Annotated in this window: 17 protein-coding genes and 1 pseudogene; 10 read left to right on the top strand and 8 right to left on the bottom strand. The window is 65.3% G+C overall.

Going from position 1 to position 19,837, the window contains the following annotated elements:
• The first annotated feature begins 67 nt into the window (after nt 1-67).
• The 5 genes from A33M_RS22140 to A33M_RS04600 all read left to right on the top strand — a co-directional run bounded on the left by A33M_RS22140 (nt 68) and on the right by A33M_RS04600 (nt 3,373).
• Complete coding sequence (locus A33M_RS22140; protein ID WP_008384063.1) at nt 68-1,438, top strand: peptidoglycan-binding protein; 1,371 nt, start codon at nt 68-70, stop codon at nt 1,436-1,438.
• A 138-nt stretch (nt 1,439-1,576) separates the two neighbouring features.
• Complete coding sequence (locus A33M_RS25340; RefSeq protein WP_083850309.1) at nt 1,577-1,879, top strand: Com family DNA-binding transcriptional regulator; 303 nt, start codon at nt 1,577-1,579, stop codon at nt 1,877-1,879.
• Entirely contained in the window at nt 1,813-2,559 is a 747-nt protein-coding gene (locus tag A33M_RS04610; protein WP_008384061.1) for a DNA-methyltransferase, read from the top strand. Before A33M_RS25340 ends, A33M_RS04610 begins: the two co-directional genes overlap by 67 nt.
• A gap of 14 nt (nt 2,560-2,573) precedes the next feature.
• Nucleotides 2,574-3,005 carry a hypothetical protein gene (locus A33M_RS22135; protein WP_157223327.1) on the top strand — a complete coding sequence of 144 codons (432 nt, stop codon included), beginning with the start codon at nt 2,574-2,576 and terminating at the stop codon, nt 3,003-3,005.
• On the top strand, nt 3,002-3,373 hold the full coding sequence (locus A33M_RS04600) for a hypothetical protein (protein WP_008384057.1): 372 nt from the start codon (nt 3,002-3,004) through the stop codon (nt 3,371-3,373). Before A33M_RS22135 ends, A33M_RS04600 begins: the two co-directional genes overlap by 4 nt.
• A 165-nt stretch (nt 3,374-3,538) precedes the next feature.
• Here A33M_RS04600 and A33M_RS04595 read toward each other — a convergent pair whose 3' ends face one another.
• The 5 genes from A33M_RS04595 to A33M_RS22740 form a co-directional block, all read right to left on the bottom strand.
• Nucleotides 3,539-3,769, bottom strand: a complete 231-nt coding sequence (locus tag A33M_RS04595; protein ID WP_083850308.1) for a hypothetical protein — start codon at nt 3,767-3,769, stop codon at nt 3,539-3,541.
• Nucleotides 3,770-3,923: 154 nt separating this feature from the next.
• The gene (gene tnpA / locus A33M_RS23665) at nt 3,924-4,310 is read right to left on the bottom strand and encodes an IS66-like element accessory protein TnpA (protein WP_040619320.1); all 387 of its coding nucleotides are present in this window, start codon (nt 4,308-4,310) and stop codon (nt 3,924-3,926) included.
• Between the two features lie 86 nt (nt 4,311-4,396).
• Nucleotides 4,397-5,737 carry a lipase/acyltransferase domain-containing protein gene (locus tag A33M_RS04585; RefSeq protein ID WP_083850306.1) on the bottom strand — a complete coding sequence of 447 codons (1,341 nt, stop codon included), beginning with the start codon at nt 5,735-5,737 and terminating at the stop codon, nt 4,397-4,399.
• Nucleotides 5,734-6,567: a hypothetical protein gene (locus A33M_RS04580; RefSeq protein WP_040619318.1), complete on the bottom strand. Its 834-nt coding sequence runs from the start codon at nt 6,565-6,567 to the stop codon at nt 5,734-5,736. The genes A33M_RS04585 and A33M_RS04580 overlap by 4 nt, the downstream gene beginning before the upstream one ends.
• Nucleotides 6,564-7,643 carry a CHAT domain-containing protein gene (locus tag A33M_RS22740; RefSeq protein ID WP_083850305.1) on the bottom strand — a complete coding sequence of 360 codons (1,080 nt, stop codon included), beginning with the start codon at nt 7,641-7,643 and terminating at the stop codon, nt 6,564-6,566. The genes A33M_RS04580 and A33M_RS22740 overlap by 4 nt, the downstream gene beginning before the upstream one ends.
• 558 nt (nt 7,644-8,201) lie before the next feature.
• Here A33M_RS22740 and A33M_RS22735 point away from each other — a divergent pair.
• Nucleotides 8,202-8,525: pseudogene (locus A33M_RS22735) on the top strand (glycosyl hydrolase 108 family protein); the annotation flags it as partial.
• Nucleotides 8,526-9,110: 585 nt separating this feature from the next.
• Nucleotides 9,111-10,658 (top strand): hypothetical protein, encoded by a 1,548-nt coding sequence (locus A33M_RS23660; RefSeq protein ID WP_157223326.1) that lies wholly within the window; start codon nt 9,111-9,113, stop codon nt 10,656-10,658.
• Between the two features lie 721 nt (nt 10,659-11,379).
• On the opposite strand, the gene A33M_RS04565 is transcribed toward A33M_RS23660, so the two are convergent.
• On the bottom strand, nt 11,380-11,868 hold the full coding sequence (locus tag A33M_RS04565) for a type II toxin-antitoxin system HicB family antitoxin (protein ID WP_008384052.1): 489 nt from the start codon (nt 11,866-11,868) through the stop codon (nt 11,380-11,382).
• A 1-nt stretch (nt 11,869) separates the two neighbouring features.
• Entirely contained in the window at nt 11,870-12,079 is a 210-nt protein-coding gene (locus A33M_RS22730) for a type II toxin-antitoxin system HicA family toxin (RefSeq protein ID WP_083850304.1), read from the bottom strand.
• Nucleotides 12,080-12,435: 356 nt separating this feature from the next.
• Between A33M_RS22730 and A33M_RS04560 the strand changes: the two genes are divergently transcribed.
• Nucleotides 12,436-13,668 (top strand): MFS transporter, encoded by a 1,233-nt coding sequence (locus tag A33M_RS04560; RefSeq protein ID WP_008384050.1) that lies wholly within the window; start codon nt 12,436-12,438, stop codon nt 13,666-13,668.
• Between the two features lie 95 nt (nt 13,669-13,763).
• Here the strand turns inward: A33M_RS04560 and A33M_RS24370 are convergent, their stop codons facing one another.
• Entirely contained in the window at nt 13,764-15,281 is a 1,518-nt protein-coding gene (locus A33M_RS24370; RefSeq protein ID WP_202801791.1) for a polysaccharide deacetylase family protein, read from the bottom strand.
• Nucleotides 15,282-15,719: 438 nt separating this feature from the next.
• Between A33M_RS24370 and mgtE the strand changes: the two genes are divergently transcribed.
• Complete coding sequence (gene mgtE / locus A33M_RS04550; protein WP_008384047.1) at nt 15,720-17,129, top strand: magnesium transporter; 1,410 nt, start codon at nt 15,720-15,722, stop codon at nt 17,127-17,129.
• 151 nt (nt 17,130-17,280) lie between these two features.
• Nucleotides 17,281-19,653, top strand: coding sequence for a putative bifunctional diguanylate cyclase/phosphodiesterase (locus A33M_RS04545; protein ID WP_008384045.1), 2,373 nt, complete (start codon nt 17,281-17,283; stop codon nt 19,651-19,653).
• Nucleotides 19,654-19,837 lie beyond the last annotated feature (184 nt).

Genomic DNA, 19,837 nt, shown 5'->3' with positions numbered 1-19,837 from the left:
CCACCAGCCCGAAATCATCATCGATCCGATCACGTCCGGCCGCGCGCCGGACCGATGGAGCACGAGCATGTCACGACCGATCGATATCATCCGCAAGGCTGCGCCGAAGGCGCGGGCGAGCTACCTCGCTGCTTTCGAAGCTGGGGACGCCCTCTTCCGGCAGCACGGCATTACGACGCCGCTGCGCGTCGCGCATTTCCTGGCCCAGGTGCTGCACGAGACCGGTGGGCTGACGGTCGAGCGCGAGAGTGGCGCTTACAGCGCAAAGCGACTGCTCGAAGTGTTCGGCAAGGGAAAGCACTCGGCCGCGATCACTCCGGCCGAGGCGAAGCGACTCGCCAAGGATGGCCCCGCAATTTTCGAGCGGGTCTACGGCCTCGGCAATCCGCGCAAGGCCAGGGAACTCGGCAACACGCAGCCGGGCGACGGCTGGCGCTACCGCGGCGGCGGCCTTCTCCAGACGACGGGCCGCGAGAACTACCGCCGCATGGGCGAAAAATGCGGTGTGGATTTCGAAGAGCACCCGGAGCTGGTGCTGAGCGCGGAGCACGCGCTCGAGCCGGCACTGGGCGAGTGGTCGGCCGGCAATCTCAATGCGGCCGCCGATCGCAACGACATCCTGGCGATCACGAGGCGGATCAACGGCGGCACCAACGGCCTCGCCGACCGAAAGGCTTGGCTCGCCAAGCTGCGGCCGCTGATCGAGTCGGTCGACCTCCTCGACCGGTCGCCCGTCCCGACCGTTGCCACCGTGCCGACGCCGGTGGCGCTGCAAGCCAAACCCGGGGTGTGGAGCACGTTGTGGTCGGCGGTGGTCGGCCCGGCCGCAGCGGCCGCGGCGCCTCGCCCTGCGGAGGTCCGGCCCGGCCTCGCCGCCGGCGGGGATCCGCAACTCTACGACGTGCAGAGCCAGCTCGCCGCCAAGGGCTACGCGATGGTGGGCCAGCCGGACGGGATCACCGGCCCGAACACGCGCTCGGCAATCCGGACGTTCCGGGCCGAGCACGGGCTGCCGGACGGCGACCGAGTCGACGATGCGCTCCTCGCCGCGCTTGCCACCGCCGGGGCGCGGCCGATCGCCCGCGGCCGGGCCGAGGCCACGGCGCGCGACCTGCGCGCACAAGGTTCGCCGCAGGTCGCCACGCTCGATTCGATGGGGTGGCTCGGCCGCGCCCTCGGCCTCGGCGGGGTGATCGGCGGCATCCAGCAGTCGGGCGCGCTCGACCAGGTGCAAGATACGCTGCACAGCATCCAGGACGCCGCCGGCACCGTCACCGCGATCGCCGGCAGCGTGATCGGCGTCGTGCAGTGGTGCCTCGCCCACTGGTGGCTGCTCGCGATCGTCGCCGGGCTGTGGCTCGTGTTTCGCGCGGCGACCGGCGTGCTGCAACTCGTCGTGCTCTTCCGCCAGGGCATGCTGACCCGGGCCGACAGGTGAGGGGGCCGACGGTGTGCCGTCGGTTCTCACAACCACAACAGTGATGCCGAACAGATAGGGAGGACGAGGTGACGGGGTCCGGGTTTCCCCGGCCGCGGGTCGAGTTTGGCGACCTGTCCCGCGGAGCGACTCTCAGAGATGGCCGCCACCCCGTCGTCGCTCTGGCGAGCGGCAGAGGGATGGCACATCCGGGAACCAATGTCAGTGGAGTTCGTTCGCTGCGCCTCGTGTCGGGCGCTGCTGTTCCGTGCCGATGCCGGCGCAATCGCCGGCATCGTCGAAATCAAATGCCGCCGCTGCGGCACCTTCAACGTGCTGAGGCCAACCGAGCCCTCCTGCGAGCGCCGCGAGCGCCAGACCTCGGGAGAGGCCTCATGCATATCGCGCGGCGAGAAATCGGCCCCGCCACACTCTATCTCGGCGATGCGCTCGAGATCCTGACCGACCTGGCGCCGGGAACCATCGGTGCGGTGCTGACCGATCCGCCATATTGCAGCGGCGGAAATGTTCGCGACCGGGCGATGCCACCCTCGGCCAAGTACTTGTCGAAGGAGCGGTTCGGAGCCTATCCCGAGTTCGCCGGAGACGCCCGGGACCAGCGGTCGTTCTTCGCCTGGTCGACCCTGTGGATGGGGCGGGCGCGACGCCTCGTGCGGGCGGGTGGTCTGCTGGTCACCTTCACCAACTGGCGCCAGCTCCCGGTCACCACCGATGCCGTGCAGGCCGGCGGCTGGGTCTGGCGAGGCATCTGCCCGTGGGACAAGACCGAGGCTTGCCGCCCCCAGCTCGGGCGCTATCGGGTGCAGGCCGAGTATGCGGTGTGGGCGAGCCAGGGCGCGCGGCCACTCGCCGGGCCGGTCGCCCCGGGCGTGTTCCGAGCGTCGGTCCCGCGGGTGAAGCACCACATTGCAGGCAAGCCGGTCGAGCTCATGGCCGGGCTGCTGGCGATCATGGAGGGGCCGGTGCTCGACCCCTTCATGGGGTCCGGGACGGTCGGGGTGGCGTGCCTCGAGCGGGGGCTTCCCTATGTCGGGATCGAGATCGAGCCGGCCTATTTCGAGGTGGCTTGCGAGCGGCTCGAAGCGGCTGTTCGAGGCCGGCCCGATGCGTCTGCCTCGTAGTCCGAGGACACTCCATGCCCGGTACGCGGTCCACCCACACTCGGATCACCGAATGGATGCTGGCGACGCTGATGGTGACGTGGGGCGCCGCCGTCGCGCTGCCGGGTGATGCGCTCGGCCCGGCCGGATATCGGGTGCTCACCGAGCTGGCACCCGAGCCGGTCTGGGCGCTGGTCTCGATCGCCATCGGCGTGATGAGGATGGCGGGCCTCGTCATCAATGGCCGATGGCGACGCTCGCCGCTGCTGCGAGCCGGCGGCGCCGCCTGGGGGCTCGGCTGGTGGCTCGGTCTCGCCTGGCTGCTGTGGCTCGGGTCCGAGCCCGGCGCGCTGCCGGCGCTCGCCTCCTATCCCGTGTGCGCCCTGTTCGAGGCCGTGTCGGTCTGGCGCGGTGCGGCCGATTCCCACCGATCGGGGGCGCTGGGGCGATGGATGTCGGGGCAGTGAGCGCGGCGGACGCGCTGTCCTGGTGGACGGCGCTGATGGGGACGGGATGGCTCGGCGCGGCGCTCGCGGCCTGGCTCGGCTGGCGGCGGGCGCGGCACGATGCCGTGCGTCAGGCGCCCGTGCTGACCGACGAGGCGCGGGCCTCGATCGGCTGCGGCATCGCCGACCGGCTCGCCGTCGAGCGGATGGATCGCCTCGACGAGACGCTCGCCGAACTCGGTCGGGCCGTCGAACGGTTGTTCCAGGCGATGGGCCGGCAGCATGGCGACATCGGCGATCGCATCGGCCGGCTCGGCGATCGGGTGGAGCGCGTCCACGACGAGGTCAGGGAGGTTAGGCGAGCCGTCGAGGATCTCAAAGAAAGGTGAGCTTCGGCCGGCCTCCCAAGCGGGCAGGCGCTCGACCGCGCCACCCCGAGCAAGGCAGCTCATTGCTGCCGGATCGACAGCGTCTCGTCGCTGCGATCGAGCATTCCTCGCCGGTCCGCCGCGCTCATCTGCCGGACCTCCTGGCTATGAAATAGCGCTCCACGGTCAGCTGGCCGCGTCCACCGTCTTCTGCGCGGCCTTCTCGGCGCACACACCCCCGCTCGGTCGAGGCCCGCGTCGCAAGGTCGAGAAGCTGCGTCTTCCAGGCGCAAATTTGGTTCGGATGAACCTCGTAGCGCTGGGCCGGTCGGCCACCGTCGCCTGCTCGCGGATCGCCTCCAGGGCAATCTTCGCCTCCAGCCCCGCGTCGATCTTCCGTCTCGTTCTCTTCGTCATAGCCTGCTCCGTCTAATAAACGGAGCCGCCATCTTCCAACTTACGCCCAGGTCCCAAATCCGGGGTCCACTTCACTGCAGCGCGAGCCCGTTGAAGCCCTTGCGCATGTCGGTGTGGCCGGTCGCCAGCCACACCCGCGCCCCACCCGGGACCGTCATCGCCGGCCGAACTTTGCCAGAGCGTCGATCACCGCCGACAGAGTCGTCGGATCGACCGGCCCCGTGATCCGGAGCCGAGGTGCGGCCGTGAACTCGACCTCGATCGAGCCGCCCGGCGTCATCGCCGGCGGGGCAGCGGCCGGTGCCGAGCTCGGCTCGGCCGTAATCGTCGCCTCGGCGAACCTGACCGACTTCGCCGCCGGACCGCACAGCTCCTGCCGCCACCGGAACAGCTGGCTGACATGGATCCCGGCCTCCCGCGCCACCGCCGAGGCCACCGCTCCCGGTTCCATCGCCGCCGCGACCAGCCGCTCCTTCTCTTCCCGCGTCCACCGTCGGCGCCGTTGCACCGACGTGATCACCTGTACCCGCGTGTTCGTCATAGGACTATCCATAGAAGTAGTCCTATTGACCTCGCCGCTCAGCTTCCCCAGCGCAAGACGGCCGTCACCGGACGCTCACGCAGCTTTCATGGCTGCTGCACTATCAACTCATCGTAGCCGGATGGGATGGCGCCCGCTTCATCGCGGAACGCGATTCGGTACGCACCGGGCAATTCGGGCGCATCGAATAGGAGTGACATGGTCTCGATCCCCACTCCTTTATAGGCGATTGGAAAAAGTTCCTGCGGGGTATCAAATGCGAACGCCATGCCTGTGACGTCATCCGTCTGCGCCCGTTCAATCGTGAGCACGCCAGAGAAATCCTGCACGACATGGCTGAAGCCTACCATCGCATGTACAGCGTCGCCTGGCTCGACGACTCGATCACGCACCGCCACTTCCACATGCGTTGGCACTCCGGCCAGCACGCCGGGTTTGCCCAGAAGTGTCGCCAGTACGGTTCGCAGGCTGTTGTTCTGATAGATTGTCCCGTGCTCGCCGCCAACGAACTGTCTTTGCAGGGCGGAGTTGAATCCGCTCCACGTTGGCACCGTGCCGTCACCGCCGTCCTCTTCCTCGATCGCATCCGGCCGGAGCCTGTCGCCACCTGCTGGCCGGAGCAGAATGTGGGTCGCCGTGGTCTGGCGGGTGCCGGCGAAGCAGAAGTATCGCACGCTACGGGGGCGGCGCGCGAGGTCAAGGCCGGTTCGAAAGCGCTTGGCCGCCTCTATGTTGGCGTCGACGAGTCCCAATGATTTGGCGATATCGACGTCGTAGATATTAAGAGGCTCGAATTGCTGATCAGCGGCCCCATTCCACGCGAAGGGCTCGCCAGCAGGGGGGAGCAGCTGATAGGCGGCCGGATAGCGCGGGTCGCTTGACGCCTGTAGCACCTGGTCCTTGTTCAGGAATAACCGCTTTTCATAACCCAGCACGACGCGCAAAGCCGAGGCCGCGCCGTTATGCGGGGTACCGAGTGTAAGTAGGCGACGCACCCGGCCAAAGCCTAGTCGGTTGTTGAACTGTCCAGACTCTAGGTAGTAACGCGCTACGAGGCCACCCATGCTGTGCGCCACCAGCGAGATCTCAACATCAGCGCCATGGCCCTTGACCGCGGTGTCGAGATGCTCCGCCAGCGTCTCGGCCGACTTCGCATTGTCTTTGCGCCAATCATACGCTCCAATAATTAACGTGCCGTCGTCTTCGGAGAAACCGCATGTTACCATATCATCAATTAAAGTCTGATATTGGCGGGTAACGGCAAAGGTACGGATGCAGTCGGTCGCAACCAAGTCATCGCGCAACAGCTCTTTCATTTTTCTATATGGAAGCCAGAGGCTTGAAACCGGCCCCGGCCAGACGATCTCTTCTCCAAGCTGGAGCACTGAACCCATAATTCCGGGCAGTAAGATAGCGACGGCCGTCATTTGGTGACTCCATAGGAACGGAGTAGGTCGACGAATGCGAGCGCGGCAGGACGATACGCACGTTTGATCATTTTCAAGCAACCCGGCTCGATGTGCAGACCCTTGACTCTGTCCTTCAGGCTGGCACGGCTTTCATTGTAGTCAAAAAGGCAGCCAGTGTCGTTATGAAATCCGAGCTTTGGCCACATCATCGCGACTAACAATTGCGAGACGATGATTCTGCCTATAAAGGATTCGAGCGGGCAGCCGGTGTCATGGGCAAACTCATGCAACTGATAGCCTGACGTGAGCAGCGCACGGTCCTTGAAAGTCGAAAAATGATTCCAAAACAGTTCGTCCCCGTTCGTGCCGGCGACCATCGAGGGTGTCACGCCGATGATGTAGTCGAGCGTCAGGTCACGGCGAATCTTCTCGGCTAAGCCGAAGAAGTCATCGGCGACGAGGTTGTCCTTGAGGGTCTCGAGGATGCGCTTGCTCGGCTTCCGACCGCTCGATTCCTTGAACCAAGCAGCGACGCGCTCCGGCCGACTGATCAAGCCCGCGGGCATCGCTGCGTCGACCTCGTAGAACAGGAATGTGCGCTGCGCCTTATTCAAGGCGTCGATCAACCCGCCGAGGCCGGCGAGCCAAGCTTCAAGGCTCCAAATCCCGACAACGACATGCGGCGCTGATCGCTGGGTCGTGGGTCGCGGGGACAGGTCAGATAAGCTAAACGCCACGAGTGTCTTCGGTGCCGACTGGTGGACCCGAGCCGACTTGGTTCGGGCGATCTCGCGCCTCGCCTGGGCGACGCCGTCGTTGCTGTGAGTGAGTACGAATCTGGACGTCATGGCTTGAAGGCCCTCGCCGCGCCCAGATGCCGATAGAGAGTTGGGATACCCCAGTCGATACGGGCCACGTTGTTTGGCAACGTCCCGCCGAAGTCGAGCGCGACCCGACCTTTAGTGGTCGCGCGATCGATGTCGCCGCTGGTTAGCAACTCGGCGTAGAATGCGCCGGCGAACAACGCCGCATTTTTGTTTGTGATCTCGAACTGGTTGGCCACCACCGCCGGCACGCCGCTTTCGACTAGCGTCTTGGCCACGACCGCATAAGCTTTGGAGAAGTCCCCCGCGGCGGTGTTGCAAGCGCTCAGAACCACCAAACGCAACTGTTGGTCCTTTAGGACGGCTGCCAGCTTTCCAGCTGTGATCGAGTCCGAACTCTTTCCTTTGATGTCCTGGAAAAGCAAGGTTCCGGTCCCATCCGCCGCCACCTCGCCGTGGCAGACCATGTGGAGGATATCGTAGGTCTGGTCGCGGAATGCATTTAGGAAAGACTCTGTGGTCGCGCCCTCGACCAGATCGAGAACGAAATTCTTTGGCAGCTTGCGCTTGAATTCGGCCTCTATAGAGTTCTTGATGGTGGGCCAGTCGACACTTTTGGCGCGTGGTGGTTCAGCATAAACGAACAGCATCCGCAAGGTCTCGCCGAGCGGCTTAGGAGTGGGTGCCGGTACGCCGATCGTCGGGATGACGCGAACGACCGAACGGATCGCGTTTGGTCCGGGTGCGCCGGCCGCCGGATCCTGAATGTACTCCCAGGGAATCGCCTGCAGGTCCGGGCGATTGCTGTAAATCTGTAACCGAATGTGAGAGTTTGGAAGGCGATCATAGATAGACTTTATGCCGCCACGCACGAGCAGGCCAAAGAGTGTTTGACCGAACTCTGTCAGCTCCGGTGCGGTTGGCTTCATGGGTGCGCGACCCGCAGCTGTGGCGGACAGCTTGGCGTGGAAATCTAGCAAGGCTTGTAGCCGCAGCCCGGATAATGATTCGACTGCCATATCCATGCCGCATCGGGCGATTGCGACCGCGCGAGTCTGGTCACCGGCGTCCAATACCGATAATTCGAACTGGTCTTCCACGACCCCGCCGCGGCGTAAAAAGGCCGCTCCCTCGAAATCATTTGAAATATTCTACGCCCAATCACTTTAAGTGCAAGTTGTGGGTTGGCGACGCACATCTCAGCTATTGAATTGGTGAGGCGGCCAGCATCTGCAGATGCGGGGCACACCACCATGGGTTAGAAAGTTCGTCGAGATGAATTTGAGTACGCTACCGCCGGGGATAAACAGAAAGAAAGGACAAGAATATAATAATAACCGAGATTGACCAGTCATGTTGTGCTCAGAATCGGTTCTCAATTCAGGACGAGTCAGTGTCTTGATCTACGGTTGAGTGACACTATAGTGATAGGTCGTGTTCCCGGGCAGGCTTTCAAAAATTCGGTTATGGTCGGCCATTATCTAGGCCGCGGAGCTGTATTACGGTGGTAGCAACTCGTGCGCGGTAGCATCTAGTTTCATGTCCTTTTGTGACCCGCGCCCGGCGGGGTCCGGGCATTCCCACGGTGAGCAGATCCTGGCCAAGCAGGACTACGACGAGGCGCTGCGCCACGTGCTCGTGCACGAGGGCGGCTACACCAACCACCCCTCGGACCGGGCGGCCCGACCAATTTCGGGATCACGATTCATGACGCCCGCAAGTATTGGAAGGCGAAAGCCACTGCGGCCGACGTGCGGGCGATGCCGCTGACGGTCGCGAGGGATATCTACCGCCGGCGCGATTGGGACGCCCAGCACGCCGACGAGCTGCCTGCCGGTGTCGATTACTCGACCTTCGATTACGGCGTGAACTCCGGGATCGGGCGGTCCGGCGAGGTGCTGCGGCGTCTGGTCGGCCAGCCGGCCGACACCTCTGCCATCACGCCGGACGTGATCGCGGCGGCCCGCAAGCGCGATCCGTAACAGCTCGTCAACGCGATCAACGACGAGCGCACGCCACCCTCAATTCCCACCTCTCCCGCGACGGCACCCGTTAAACAGCCACATGTAGTGCATGCCGTTCTCGTACACACAAAAAGAGTGGACAATTGGAACAGCGAAGAACACCATTTTTCCCGCGAGTCGTAGATCATCTACGTCGCTGGCAGATCGCATTTGCCAGAGCGTAGGTCGGTGTCTATATGAGCGCATCGTGCGGAGGTGTCGGTTCTGAGGCGAGCTGGCAGGCACGGCAGGAATTTACCACTGACCCCTACTCTTCAATGGAACACGAGGTCCACCATGGCTGACCGTGAACGAACCGTCGCGAATGCCGGTTCAGCCCGTACAGCGCCAAGCTCAAGAGGTGAACGCGTCACCGTTCGGCCCCCGACTGCCGATCAAGAAGAATACCTCAAGTCCGTCAAACTGTCGACAGACGACTATGATCCGCAGGCTGTAATTGGCGGACGGCGAGTCCTGCGTTAGCCTGAGCTCAATACAGCAGCCGACACAGTTTTGCCGGCTGCATTTTTTTGATTTTGAATACAACTATAAATGGTAATATTTATGTGGATCAAGCAACCTGTCGAGCGACAGCTCCGTGATTGTCGTCAGCCTTTTTCATTTTTCTTTGATCTGATTCATAAATATTGGAGAGCGGGAGATAAGGCGAACGACCTCGCTTTCCACAGAATTTGTACTTTTGCGCGAAAACATGGCGCAACCGATCTCGCGATTCAGTGCGCGCTGGATCGTGCGGACGTTAGAGAAGAGATTGAAGTTCTCAACGACAGCTATGGATCAGTGGGAACGGCGGAAGCCGTAACCATCACCTTTTTTGTGCAACCAAGTGCCGCCCAAAGCATCCATGCTATTGCAAATGAATGCATCATAGGAACTCTAACGATCATAAATTACAAAGCGGAGAACTCACAAGAGTGGGAGTGCTCGTACATATATGAGGCGATAATTGTACCGCCGTTTCAAGTAGACAATACTGGGAGGCGACTTAAAGTAACAAACAACTTTATGGTCTATGATGCCAAATTCGACAGAACTATACATGATAGGGATTATACATTCAATGGGGTGTACTATTGCCAGCAAAATAGTCTGACGCACGTTTGTGCTCATGCTTGTCTTAGAATGGCTCTGAATACGATAAACTATACCTCTCCTCCTATTACAAGTAATAAAATCAACCAGACACTCACTCTTTTGCCGCCAATACAAGGCTTAACTATCGATGAGATCGTAAAGTTTGCCAAAGACGTGAACGGTGTTGCGCCAATGGTCGCAGATTGTTCGAAGGTTTTAAGGGAAGATTATCTTGCCATACTCTCTTCGTATGTTGAGTCGGGCTGTATGGTCCTGCTGGTGTTTACTATAAATGGGGGTATAGAACACGTAGTAACTGTATTTGGATATACGCGCAATTCAGACGAATGGCATCCTCAGGCGGTTCCTGCCTATAGCGGTCCAAAAACGGCTCAATATTACAGCGGGAGCGCGTGGGTTGATCATTTTCTAATCCATGATGACAATTTTGGCCCTTATTATGCCCTAAGCAGTAGGGCGCTTGAGGTCGACCCGGAGGTCGCGGCCCATTGGATTATTGCGATTAGCGATTTTGCCGCAGATTTTAGTCCTCATTATGCCGAGAGCCTAGCGTCGGTAGTCGCGTTGTCTTTTGATGAGCTTGCGGGATACGGCAATGGGAAGTGGTTCGATTATATTACTGGGATTCAGCATACTTATGTTATGCGAGCCATATTGATGAAGCGTTCTAAATATAAAGACCACCTTATTGATTTGCGTGGCCATGATGGGACTGCTCTGGTCCCAGAAGAGATAGCGTTGACGGATCAGCTTCCGGAATGGTTTTGGATGGTTGAGTTTAGTCTTCCTCCATTATTTACTGGAAATAAGTCAAAGCTAGGTGAAATATTCATTTCAACGAATTCTTACGAGGGGACGGTCAAACATATTCTTGGATTTCGGCTTCCTAGTTTGTTTGTCTTCGGGGACGGCGAAGGTGGGTTTTTTGAGAGCCAGAACAGCCTTCTTTCTCATTCACAGTACTATCGTGCCCACGAGCATGACAACGAATGGTAGTGCGAACGGCACGAATTTAGGCGCGCAACATCGAGGGCGGCAGCGTAAATCCGGGCCCGGACCAAGCTAAACTTGATAGCACGGCAGACCCGGAGAGGGCACATAGCCGGGTACTCGTCTGGCGCTTTTGGCTCTGTGAAGTTCGGATGACAGCTACTGGAAACGCCAGCCTCTCGGTCGAGAGCTGCCCGGCTGTCTCTGATCGTATGCGCGCCCGGACAGCAATAGCGCCATGACTCTTTTTTCGATCCCGCTTCATGCCGGCCGTGCGTTCTTCTCCGGACGAGCGCCCGTCCCCGACGGGGGCCTCGGACGCCGGAACATCGACGACCGCCTGCAGGAACAGCGACGCCTCGAACGACTGCGCGCTCCCCACTGGCTGCCGCGCCAGCTGCTGCCATGTGACCCTGTTGCGGGATCAGCCCAAGCGGAGGTCTGCCCCAGGCGTGTCCTCGACATCTGCTGAAGCGTTAAAGGGGTGCGGGCGGCATCGAAAAACACCAAGATGGCTCAAAGGATCCTCGGCGCCCGCACCTTCCGGACAAGTCATTGACAAATCAATGATAGTGGCGCATCTCTCGACCGCACCAATCGATCTGATCCCGCAGATTCGATGTCTCTCAGCCGCTATTTGGTGGCCTTGTCGGTGATGCGAGTAGGTCACGCGACGAGGCGGTGCGGTACCGAAGCGTATCGTCGGTTTGCTGGCGTGGCCGGCTCCTCATTTCGTTCTGGCTGACATACGAAGTGCCGTCGCCTTGGCCTTGTTGGACTTCGCTACGGGCTGTCGTCCGGCGAGCGTTCGCCCGGACCTCTCGGACCGTTCCAGGCGTTCCCGTGCGGCTGTGGCGAGCCATCCCGATCGGGTGTCGCCGCTCGCCTTCACCGCGTCGTCGATCTTGGCGAGTAACGAATCGTCCATCGAAATGTTGACGCGAACCGACTGCGCCGGCGGACTATAGGGGACGAGCGCGACGATGGCGCCCTCGAACCAGTCGCGCAGTTCCGGGTCGGCGACGAGTTCCTCGTAATCGCGCACTCGCGGCAACGGACCATCGTCGACCAGCCCTTCGACGTGGAAGGCGAGCGCTTCTGCGCCCTTCCGGATGGCGTCCGCGAGATTGTCCGCACCCGTGGTGCACCCCGGGAAGTCGGGGAAGGACACCCCGTAATTCCCGTTCTCCTCGTGAACGAGCGCGATCACCTGCATCTCACCACTCCCACCCGGCCTGTCTGTAAATCGAGCGCAACGTGCCCGTCGCTATTTCGCGGCGGCCGGTGTCGACCGTCACCCGTCCCGGCTTGGTCGGGTGCTTGAACTGGACATGATCACCCGGTCCTTTCCGAACGATCGACCAACCATCTCGCTCCAAGGCCCGCACCACCGCGCGGGTTTCGTTGGGATGGTTGGTTTTCGACATCTTACTTCGCCTGTTCGATGGCGAAAAAATACACACTCGATACGCTCGAGACAAGAGGTCCGTCCCGGCGTCGCCGGCCCGGATCGACCGGCGGATCCACTGTAGCCGGTCGTTTCGGTGGTGTTCGGGAGCCGCGTTGCCGGGTCGTCCGTGGCTGGTGTAGACGTCGGGTGCTCAGACGTCGTCGGGCCGACTGCGATGCTCACGCGGCGCTCGGGCGGGCGTCGTCCTCGGTGGCCGGGATCTGGCAACGGCCCCGGCGCGTCCATCTCGCGCGTTCACGTCGAGCGTCCACTTGGCGCCCCACTTCGCGCCCACGACGGGCGTCCCCTTCACTCGCACATGGCTCGGGACCTTTGGCCGTTTCTCTCGCCTGCCTGCTCGCCGCGCTCGTTCTTCTCAACCTCGGAAGCGGGCTGCTCAACGTCCTGACCCCGATTCGCGGAGAGGCGGCCGGGTTCTCGATCCTCACCATCGGATCGTTCGGTGCGTCCTATTATCTCGGCTTCGTCGCCGGCTGCCTCGCGCTGCCGAGCATGGTCGGCCGGTTCGGCCACATCCGTTCCTTCTCCGCCTTCGCTGCCGTCGCCGCTACCGCGGTGCTGCTCCACACCGTCGACGTCGTTCCCGTCGCCTGGCTGGTGCTGCGCGCCGTCATCGGCTTCTGCTTCGCCGGGCTGTTCATGGTGGTCGAGAGCTGGCTCAACGATCAGGCGACGGTCGACACCCGCGGCCGCGTCTTCGGACTGTACACCGCGGCGACCTGGCTCGGCGTGGTCGGCGGGACGCTGCTGTTCTCGCTTCCGTCGGACAACGATTTCTTCCACTTCATGCTGGCCTCGATCGGCATCTCGATCGCGCTCGTCCCCGTCACGCTGACGACCGGCGCGGTTCCCACCCTTCCCGAGCCGGCCCGCATCAGCGCGGCGGAGCTTTTACGCACCGCCCCGGTCGGGGTGGTCGGGTGCCTCGCCGCCGGCCTCGCCAACGGCGCGTTCTGGACGTTCGCCCCGCTCTATGCCCAGGCACAGGGCGAATCGAGCTTCGACGTCAGCCTGTTCATGGCCGCGACGGTGATCGGCGGGGCGATCAGCCAATGGCCGATCGGCCGGCTGTCCGATCGCCTGGACCGGCGCTGGATCGTGTTGGCGCTGTGCCTGGTGTCGGGCGGCTCCGCCGTCCTGTTCGTGCTGCAGCCCGGCACCTCGGCGGTCGGGCTCGCCGGGATCGGCGTCGTGTTCGGCGCCTTCGCCCTGTCGCTCTACCCGGTCTGCGCCGCCCACGTGAACGACCGCGCCGACCCCAACACGTTCGTCAAGGTCAGCAGCCGCCTCCTGATGGCGTTCGGCATCGGCGCGATCGTCGGACCGATCCTTGCGGGATTTTTGATCGCGCAGACCGAGATCGCGATGCTGTTCGCCTTCACCGCCGCCATTCACGTCGCCTTGGCCGTGTTCGCCGCGAGCCGGATCTTCACGGTCGAGCCGGTGCCGGATCCCGAGCGCGGGACCTTCGCGCCGCTGCCGCCGATCGGCCACGGAACGCAGCCGATCTTCAAGCTGCAGGAGGCCGGCGGCGGCGATTCGTGATTTTTGCCCTCCGGTAGGACGGGCCCGTCGAACGAGAAAAAAGGCGCCGGCCGCTGCCGGCCGACGCCTCGCAATCCTCGAGAAAGCCGCCGCCGTCAGGGCAGCGGCAGGCGGGGCAGGCTCGCGCCGGAGAACGGCCAGTGGCCGAGCAGTCCGCCGGAGCGGGTGCCGGACACGCTGCCGGTGTCGTCGGCGGCCTTTTGTTGCTGCGGCGTCGGCGCGGTCGTTGCGGCGGGGACGATCGCCATCGGCGCATCCGAGGCGTCGGCCGATGTGGGGGTCGATGTGTGGGCCGATGTGGGGGGCGCCGCCGGCCGCGGCTTCGCCGCGGTCTTCGGCCTGGCGGCGTGCGGCGTGTCCGTGGTCCGGCCGTGGGCGTCGGCGTCCGAAGCCTCGCTCGCCGTGCCGGTGGTCGCCGGTTTCACGGGGGCGACGGCATGGCGCGGCCGCTTCTTCGCCGGGTCGTGTCCCGCAGGCCCGGCGGGCCGGGCCGTCGATTTCGGCGCGAGGCTCGGCGCGAGCGGCGAGAAATCGTGGCGATAGCCGAAGCTGCGCAGGCTCGGGATCGGCAGCGCCACCGACTCGGCCTCGGCCGGGGCGTCGCTCGCGATCGCCTCGTGCGGCCACACCGGATCGGGCAGGGGGGGCGCGCCATAGGCGAGCCGCGCCTCTGCCGCCGGCGGCAGGGCGATCCGCAGGTCGCGGGCGTCGATCACGCCGATGTCGGCCGGGTCGTAGCTCGGCAGAATCGGGTCGGCGAGCAGCATCGCGTTGGTGTAGCGCGGCGTCGGCCAGTGGCGGCCTCCGGCGACCCGCAGCGAGCGGCGGGCGATCCAGTCCTCCGGCAGCGTCGCGGTCCGCGGCGCGCCCGGTCCCGCCGGCACCACGTGGACGATCTTGTAGCCACGCACCTTCAGCTCGTGGAGGATGGTCGGCAGCGCCTTGACGGTCGCCGGCTGGATGTCGTGCAGCAGCAGCACGCCGCGGCCGCGCGCCTCGATCCGCTCGAGCGCCCGCTTGGCGACCTCCTCGGGCGAGATGTGCTTCCAGTCGTCGGCCGGAAAGTCGGCGCTCCAGGTCATCAGCCGGCGCTCGGCGAGCGCACGCTCCACCTCGGCGCGCCGCAGCAGCCCCGGAATGCGGAAGAACGGCGCCACCTCCGACGGATCGCCGAGCGCGGCGCCGGCCTCGGCGATGCCGCCGTCGACCTCCCGCTCGACATTGGCGATCGGCATCTTGTGGAAGCTCAGCGGGTGGCCGAGGCTGTGGGTGCCGATGGTGTGCCCCTCGGCATGGATGCGGCGGACGATGCTCGGGAACGAGTGCGCCATCTTGCCGACCAGGAAGTAGGTCGCCTTGACGCAGTCGTGGGCGAGGATGTCGAGCACGCGGGTCGAGTGCGGCGGGATCGGCCCGTCGTCGAAGGTCAGCACCACCTCGTGATCGGCGAGCGGCAGCGACTCGCGATACTGCATCATGCCGACCAGCGGATGCTCGGTGGGATCGACCACCAACACGCGGCTGGTGCCGAGCGCGTCCGGATTGCCGGGACACGCCGTGTCGGCCTGCGCCGGCGCGGCGGCGAGAGCCGCGGCGAGCGGCAGCGCGGCCACGGCCGCGAGAAGGGCGGCCCGCAGCCCGCGTCTGCGCGGCCCGCCTGCGGGCAGGCGAACGCGCCCGGCCGGCGCGGCGCGGCCGGACGGAACGGCGAAAACGGACGGCGAACGACGAAACGACGGCGCGACGGCGCCGCACTTGCGCAGATCGAACAAGGCTCCCCCCTCGACCACGCGGACGAGACGATCTCTCCCACGAACCTGTGGGTTTGGTAATGCCCCATTCGGAAAAATAGAGTGTACGAACGGTGAAATCGTGGCGGCGTGCCGTCCGTGCATCACCCGACATCGAAATGGCTTCATGATACCGTCACGGTGTCGCGATGCCCTGCCTACGAAGACGATCGGGTGCGATTGCCACCCCGGTTCCCCCCGCGTAAAAGCCGGACCACCCGAGCGCGCGGCGCCAATGCACGGACCACGGCGAGGACCGCCATGCTGGACGATCCGGAAACGACGACGGCAGCGCGCGACGCACCTCGGCTGCGCGACGAGGACGGCGCGATCCGCGACGAGTTCGTCGATCTCGTCCGCACGGCGATCGAGGCGGACGACGCCGCGACGCTGCGCGAGCTGGTCGGCGACCTGCACGAGGCCGACACCGGCGCGCTCCTGCACGCGCTCGACGCCGAGCTGCGCCCGCGCCTGATCGCCCTGATGGGGCCCGACTTCGACTTCACCGCGCTGGTCGAGGTCGACGACGCGGTGCGCCAGGAAATTCTCGGCGAGCTGCCGCCGGAGACGGTCGCCGAGGGGGTGCGCGAGCTCGAGCTCGACGACGCCGTCTACATCCTCGAGGACCTCACCCCCGAGGACCAGGCGGAAATCCTCCAGCAGCTGCCCTCGCTCGACCGGGTCGCGCTCACCCGCAGCCTGCAATATCCGGAAGATTCCGCCGGCCGGCGGATGCAGGTCGAGTACATCGCGGTGCCGCCGTCCTGGACGGTCGGCCACACGATCGACTATCTGCGCGAGACCGAGGAGCTGCCGGAGCGCTTCTTCGAGCTCTACGTGGTCGACGCCGACTACAAGCTGCTCGGCGCGGTGCCGCTCGACCGGCTGCTGCGCACCCGCCGCCCGACCCACGTCGACGAGCTGACCGAGGCGGAGCGCCGCCGGGTGCGGGCGACCGACGACCAGGAGGAGGTGGCGCGGCTGTTCGAGCGCTACAACCTGATCGCCGTGCCGGTGGTCGACGACTCGGACCGGCTGGTCGGCGTGATCACCGTCGACGACATCGTCGACGTGATCGAGCAGGAGGCCGACCAGGACATCAAGGCGCTGGGCGGCGTCGGCGGTGACGAGGAGCTGTCCGACTCGGTGTGGACGATCGCCCGCGGCCGCTTCAACTGGCTGGTGGTCAATCTCGCCACCGCCTTTCTCGCCTCCTCGGTGCTCGGCCTGTTCGAGGGCCAGCTCCAGAAGATGGTGGCGCTCGCGGTGCTGGCGCCGATCGTCGCCAGCCAGGGCGGCAACGCCGCGACCCAGACCATGACGGTCGCCGTGCGCGCGCTCGCCACCCGTCAGCTGCACGACGGCAACGCGATGCGGATCGTGCTGCGCGAGCTCTTGGTCGGCTTCGTCAACGGCCTCGCCTTCGCGGTGCTGACCGGCGTGCTGGCGGCGGCGTGGTTCGACATGCCGGACCTCGGCGTGGTGATCGGCCTCGCGATGATCTGCAACCTGGTGGCGGCGGCGCTCGGCGGCATTCTGGTGCCGTTGGTGGTCGAGCGATTCGGCCTCGACCCGGCGGTCTCGTCCGGCGTGTTCGTCACCACCATCACCGACGTGGTCGGCTTCTTCTCCTTCCTCGGCATCGCCACCGCCTGGTTCGGGTTGCGCTGACCCGGCCTCGATCGGCCCTTCGTCGGCGCCGCGCGAGCCGCCGAAAAGGCTTTTTCGGACTGCCGAAAAATTCCAAATGTGCTTTTGCTGACCAAGTCTTAACCCACGATCTGGTAGGGTCCCGCCGGTGTCGTAGCGTGAAGGTATCCAAATGGAGCCTCCTGCCGAGGGCGGACTATCCGGGGTTGCGGCGCTCCACGAGCCGGTCGCCGACGATCGGTTGAGGTCGGAGGCGCCGCGGGCATTCGCCCGTGCCACGCGCCCCATTTCGGGCTCGCTGCTCGCTCTGGCCGGAGCGCTCGCCTGCGGCCTCGCCACCATCGGCGCGCTCGTCTACGTGCTGACGATGCGGGACAGCCAGGCGGCGGCCGAACGGCACCACGCCAGCCTCACCCGCGCGCTCGCCGAGTTTCAGACCGTGCTGGCCGACGCCACCGTTCATCGCGCGCAGGTGATCGCCGCGCGCGGCGGCATCGCGGCCGACGACCTCGAGCAGCACCTGGCGCCGAACGGCCTGCCGCGCTATCGCCACCAGCGGGCCTACCTGATCGGCCGCGACGGCCGCGTCGCCGCGTCCTGGCCGTCCGACGCGAAGGCGGTGCCGGCCGCGATCACCGCGGCGGTGACGGCCTTGCGGCGCGAGATCTCGCCGCTCCGCTCCGCGCGCAGCCGGAGTTTCGGCGAGCGCGACGACCGGGCCGAGCCGATGCCGGTGACGAACGACATCGTGGTGATCGATCGTCAGCCGATGCTCGCCGCGCTGGTGCCGATGCCGGACCAGGCCGGTGGCATGCCGACCGATCCGCCGGTGCTGGTCGCGCTCGCGCCGATCGACGCGACGATGGTCGGCGCTCTGGCGGACGCCTCCGGCCTTCCCGGCCTGCGGTTCGGCATCGATCCGTTCGAGGACGGCGGCCCGCTGCATTCCCAGACCGACCGGCGCGGCCGGATCGTCGGCTGGTTCAGCTGGGACGAGGCCGACGGCGCCCTGTCGCGCCATCTCCTGTGGCTGCTGCCGATCGGCGGCGGCATCGCCTTTCTCGGCTTCGCCGCGCTGTCGCTGCTCCAGATCCGCCGCGCCGCCGGCGGGCTCGGCCAGATCGAGGTGGAGCTGCGCCGCATCGCGCAGGAGGATTCGCTCACCGGCATGCCGAACCGGCGCCGCATCATCGCGCTGCTCGGGCGGACGATCGGCGAGCGCCGGGCGCCGGACGGCGTGGTGTTCGCCTGCCTCGACCTCGACTCCTTCAAGGAGGTGAACGAGGTGCTCGGCCACGACGTCGGCGACAAGGTGATCGCCGAGACGGCCGAGCGGCTGCGCTCGGCGGTGTCGTCGCAGGCCGCGATCGGCCGCATCGACGGCGACGAGTTCGCCGTGGTGATGCCGGTGCGCTCCGGCGAGTCGGCGCTCGACACCGCGCGGGCCTGCGCGCACGCGCTCTCCAAGCCGTTCCGGATCGGCGATCAGGTGATCCATGTCAGCGCCAGTATCGGCTTCGCGCTGGCGCCGCGCGACGGCGCCACCCCGCACGAGCTGATCCGCCGCGCCGATCTCGCCGTGCGCGCCGCCAAGAAGGGCGGGCGCGGCCGCATCCTCGCCTTTCATCACGGGCTCGAGGAGGAGATCAACGAGCGCCGCTTCATCGAGCAGGAGCTGCGCCAGGCGCTCGCCGACGGCAGCCTGTCGGTGTTCTACCAGCCGATCGTCGGCGGCGACGGCCTGCGCATCGTCGGTGCCGAGGCTTTGGTGCGCTGGAAGCATCCGACCCGCGGCAACATCCCGCCGAGCGTGTTCGTCGCGGTCGCCGAGCAGACCGGGCTGATGATCCAGCTCGGCGGTTTCGTGCTGCGCCGGGCGCTCGCCGACGCGCGCGACTGGCCGACGCTCTACATCGCGATCAACCTGTCGCCGATCCAGGTGCGCGACCGCGGCCTGGTGCGGACGGTCGCCGGCGCCTTGCACGAGAGCGGCATCGATCCGGCCCGCGTCGTGCTGGAGATCACCGAGGGCGTGCTGATCGACAATCCGGAGGAGGCCAAGCACCGCCTGAAGGAGCTGCGCGGGCTCGGCGTGAAGATCGCGCTCGACGACTTCGGCTCGGGCTATTCGAGCCTCAGCTATCTGCGCCGGCTGCCGATCGACAAGCTGAAGATCGACAAGGAGTTCGTCGCCCCGCTCGGGCGCTCGGCGAACGGCGGCGTGATTCTCCAGGCGATCGTCGCGCTCGGCCGTGCGCTCGGCCTGTCGGTGCTCGCCGAAGGCGTCGAGACCGAGGAGCAGCGCCTCCTGCTGCGGCTCGCCGGCTGCGACGAGCTGCAGGGCTTCCTGTTCGCCCGGCCGATGCCGGCGCCCGACTTCGTGGCGTTCGCCGCCAGTGGCGTCGCGGTGCCGCTGCCGACCGGCGAGCCGTCCGAGCCGGCGGGCTCGCTCGCCGGGCCGGCCGAGGCCGAGGAAGCGGCAAAGGACGAGCCGGCGCGCAAGTCGTCGGGCGCCGCCGGGCAGGGCGCGCTGGCCGACCGCTGAGAGACCGTTTGGACACTCGGACGAGGGCTGCGTTGCGGCGCGAACTGCCGGAGGCCAGGAGAAAAGCGATGCCGATATCGGGGATATCGGCGAGCTTTTCGACGCCGCGGCCGGCGTTCGCCCCGCAACCTGAAAGGCCGGGCCGCTTTCGGCCGCCCGGTTCGTCGCCGATCTCGCACGTACT

The sequence above is a fragment of the Rhodovulum sp. PH10 genome (genome assembly GCF_000293785.1).
Classification (GTDB): domain Bacteria; phylum Pseudomonadota; class Alphaproteobacteria; order Rhizobiales; family Xanthobacteraceae; genus Rhodoplanes.
The sequence above is the reverse complement of the archived record's forward strand: the minus strand, read 5'-3'. Positions and strand labels throughout refer to the sequence as shown.

Excerpts from the sequence above, each read along its gene's own strand:
- A33M_RS22140 (WP_008384063.1), top strand. The coding sequence starts at position 68 with ATGTCACGACCGATCGATATCATCCGCAAGGCTGCGCCGAAGGCGCGG.
- A33M_RS25340 (WP_083850309.1), top strand. The coding sequence starts at position 1,577 with ATGGCCGCCACCCCGTCGTCGCTCTGGCGAGCGGCAGAGGGATGGCAC.
- A33M_RS04610 (WP_008384061.1), top strand. The coding sequence starts at position 1,813 with ATGCATATCGCGCGGCGAGAAATCGGCCCCGCCACACTCTATCTCGGC.
- A33M_RS22135 (WP_157223327.1), top strand. The coding sequence starts at position 2,574 with ATGCCCGGTACGCGGTCCACCCACACTCGGATCACCGAATGGATGCTG.
- A33M_RS04595 (WP_083850308.1), bottom strand. The coding sequence starts at position 3,769 with ATGACGAAGAGAACGAGACGGAAGATCGACGCGGGGCTGGAGGCGAAG.
- tnpA (WP_040619320.1), bottom strand. The coding sequence starts at position 4,310 with ATGACGAACACGCGGGTACAGGTGATCACGTCGGTGCAACGGCGCCGA.
- A33M_RS04585 (WP_083850306.1), bottom strand. The coding sequence starts at position 5,737 with ATGACGGCCGTCGCTATCTTACTGCCCGGAATTATGGGTTCAGTGCTC.
- A33M_RS04580 (WP_040619318.1), bottom strand. The coding sequence starts at position 6,567 with ATGACGTCCAGATTCGTACTCACTCACAGCAACGACGGCGTCGCCCAG.
- A33M_RS23660 (WP_157223326.1), top strand. The coding sequence starts at position 9,111 with ATGTGGATCAAGCAACCTGTCGAGCGACAGCTCCGTGATTGTCGTCAG.
- A33M_RS04565 (WP_008384052.1), bottom strand. The coding sequence starts at position 11,868 with ATGCAGGTGATCGCGCTCGTTCACGAGGAGAACGGGAATTACGGGGTG.
- A33M_RS22730 (WP_083850304.1), bottom strand. The coding sequence starts at position 12,079 with ATGTCGAAAACCAACCATCCCAACGAAACCCGCGCGGTGGTGCGGGCC.
- mgtE (WP_008384047.1), top strand. The coding sequence starts at position 15,720 with ATGCTGGACGATCCGGAAACGACGACGGCAGCGCGCGACGCACCTCGG.
- A33M_RS04545 (WP_008384045.1), top strand. The coding sequence starts at position 17,281 with ATGGAGCCTCCTGCCGAGGGCGGACTATCCGGGGTTGCGGCGCTCCAC.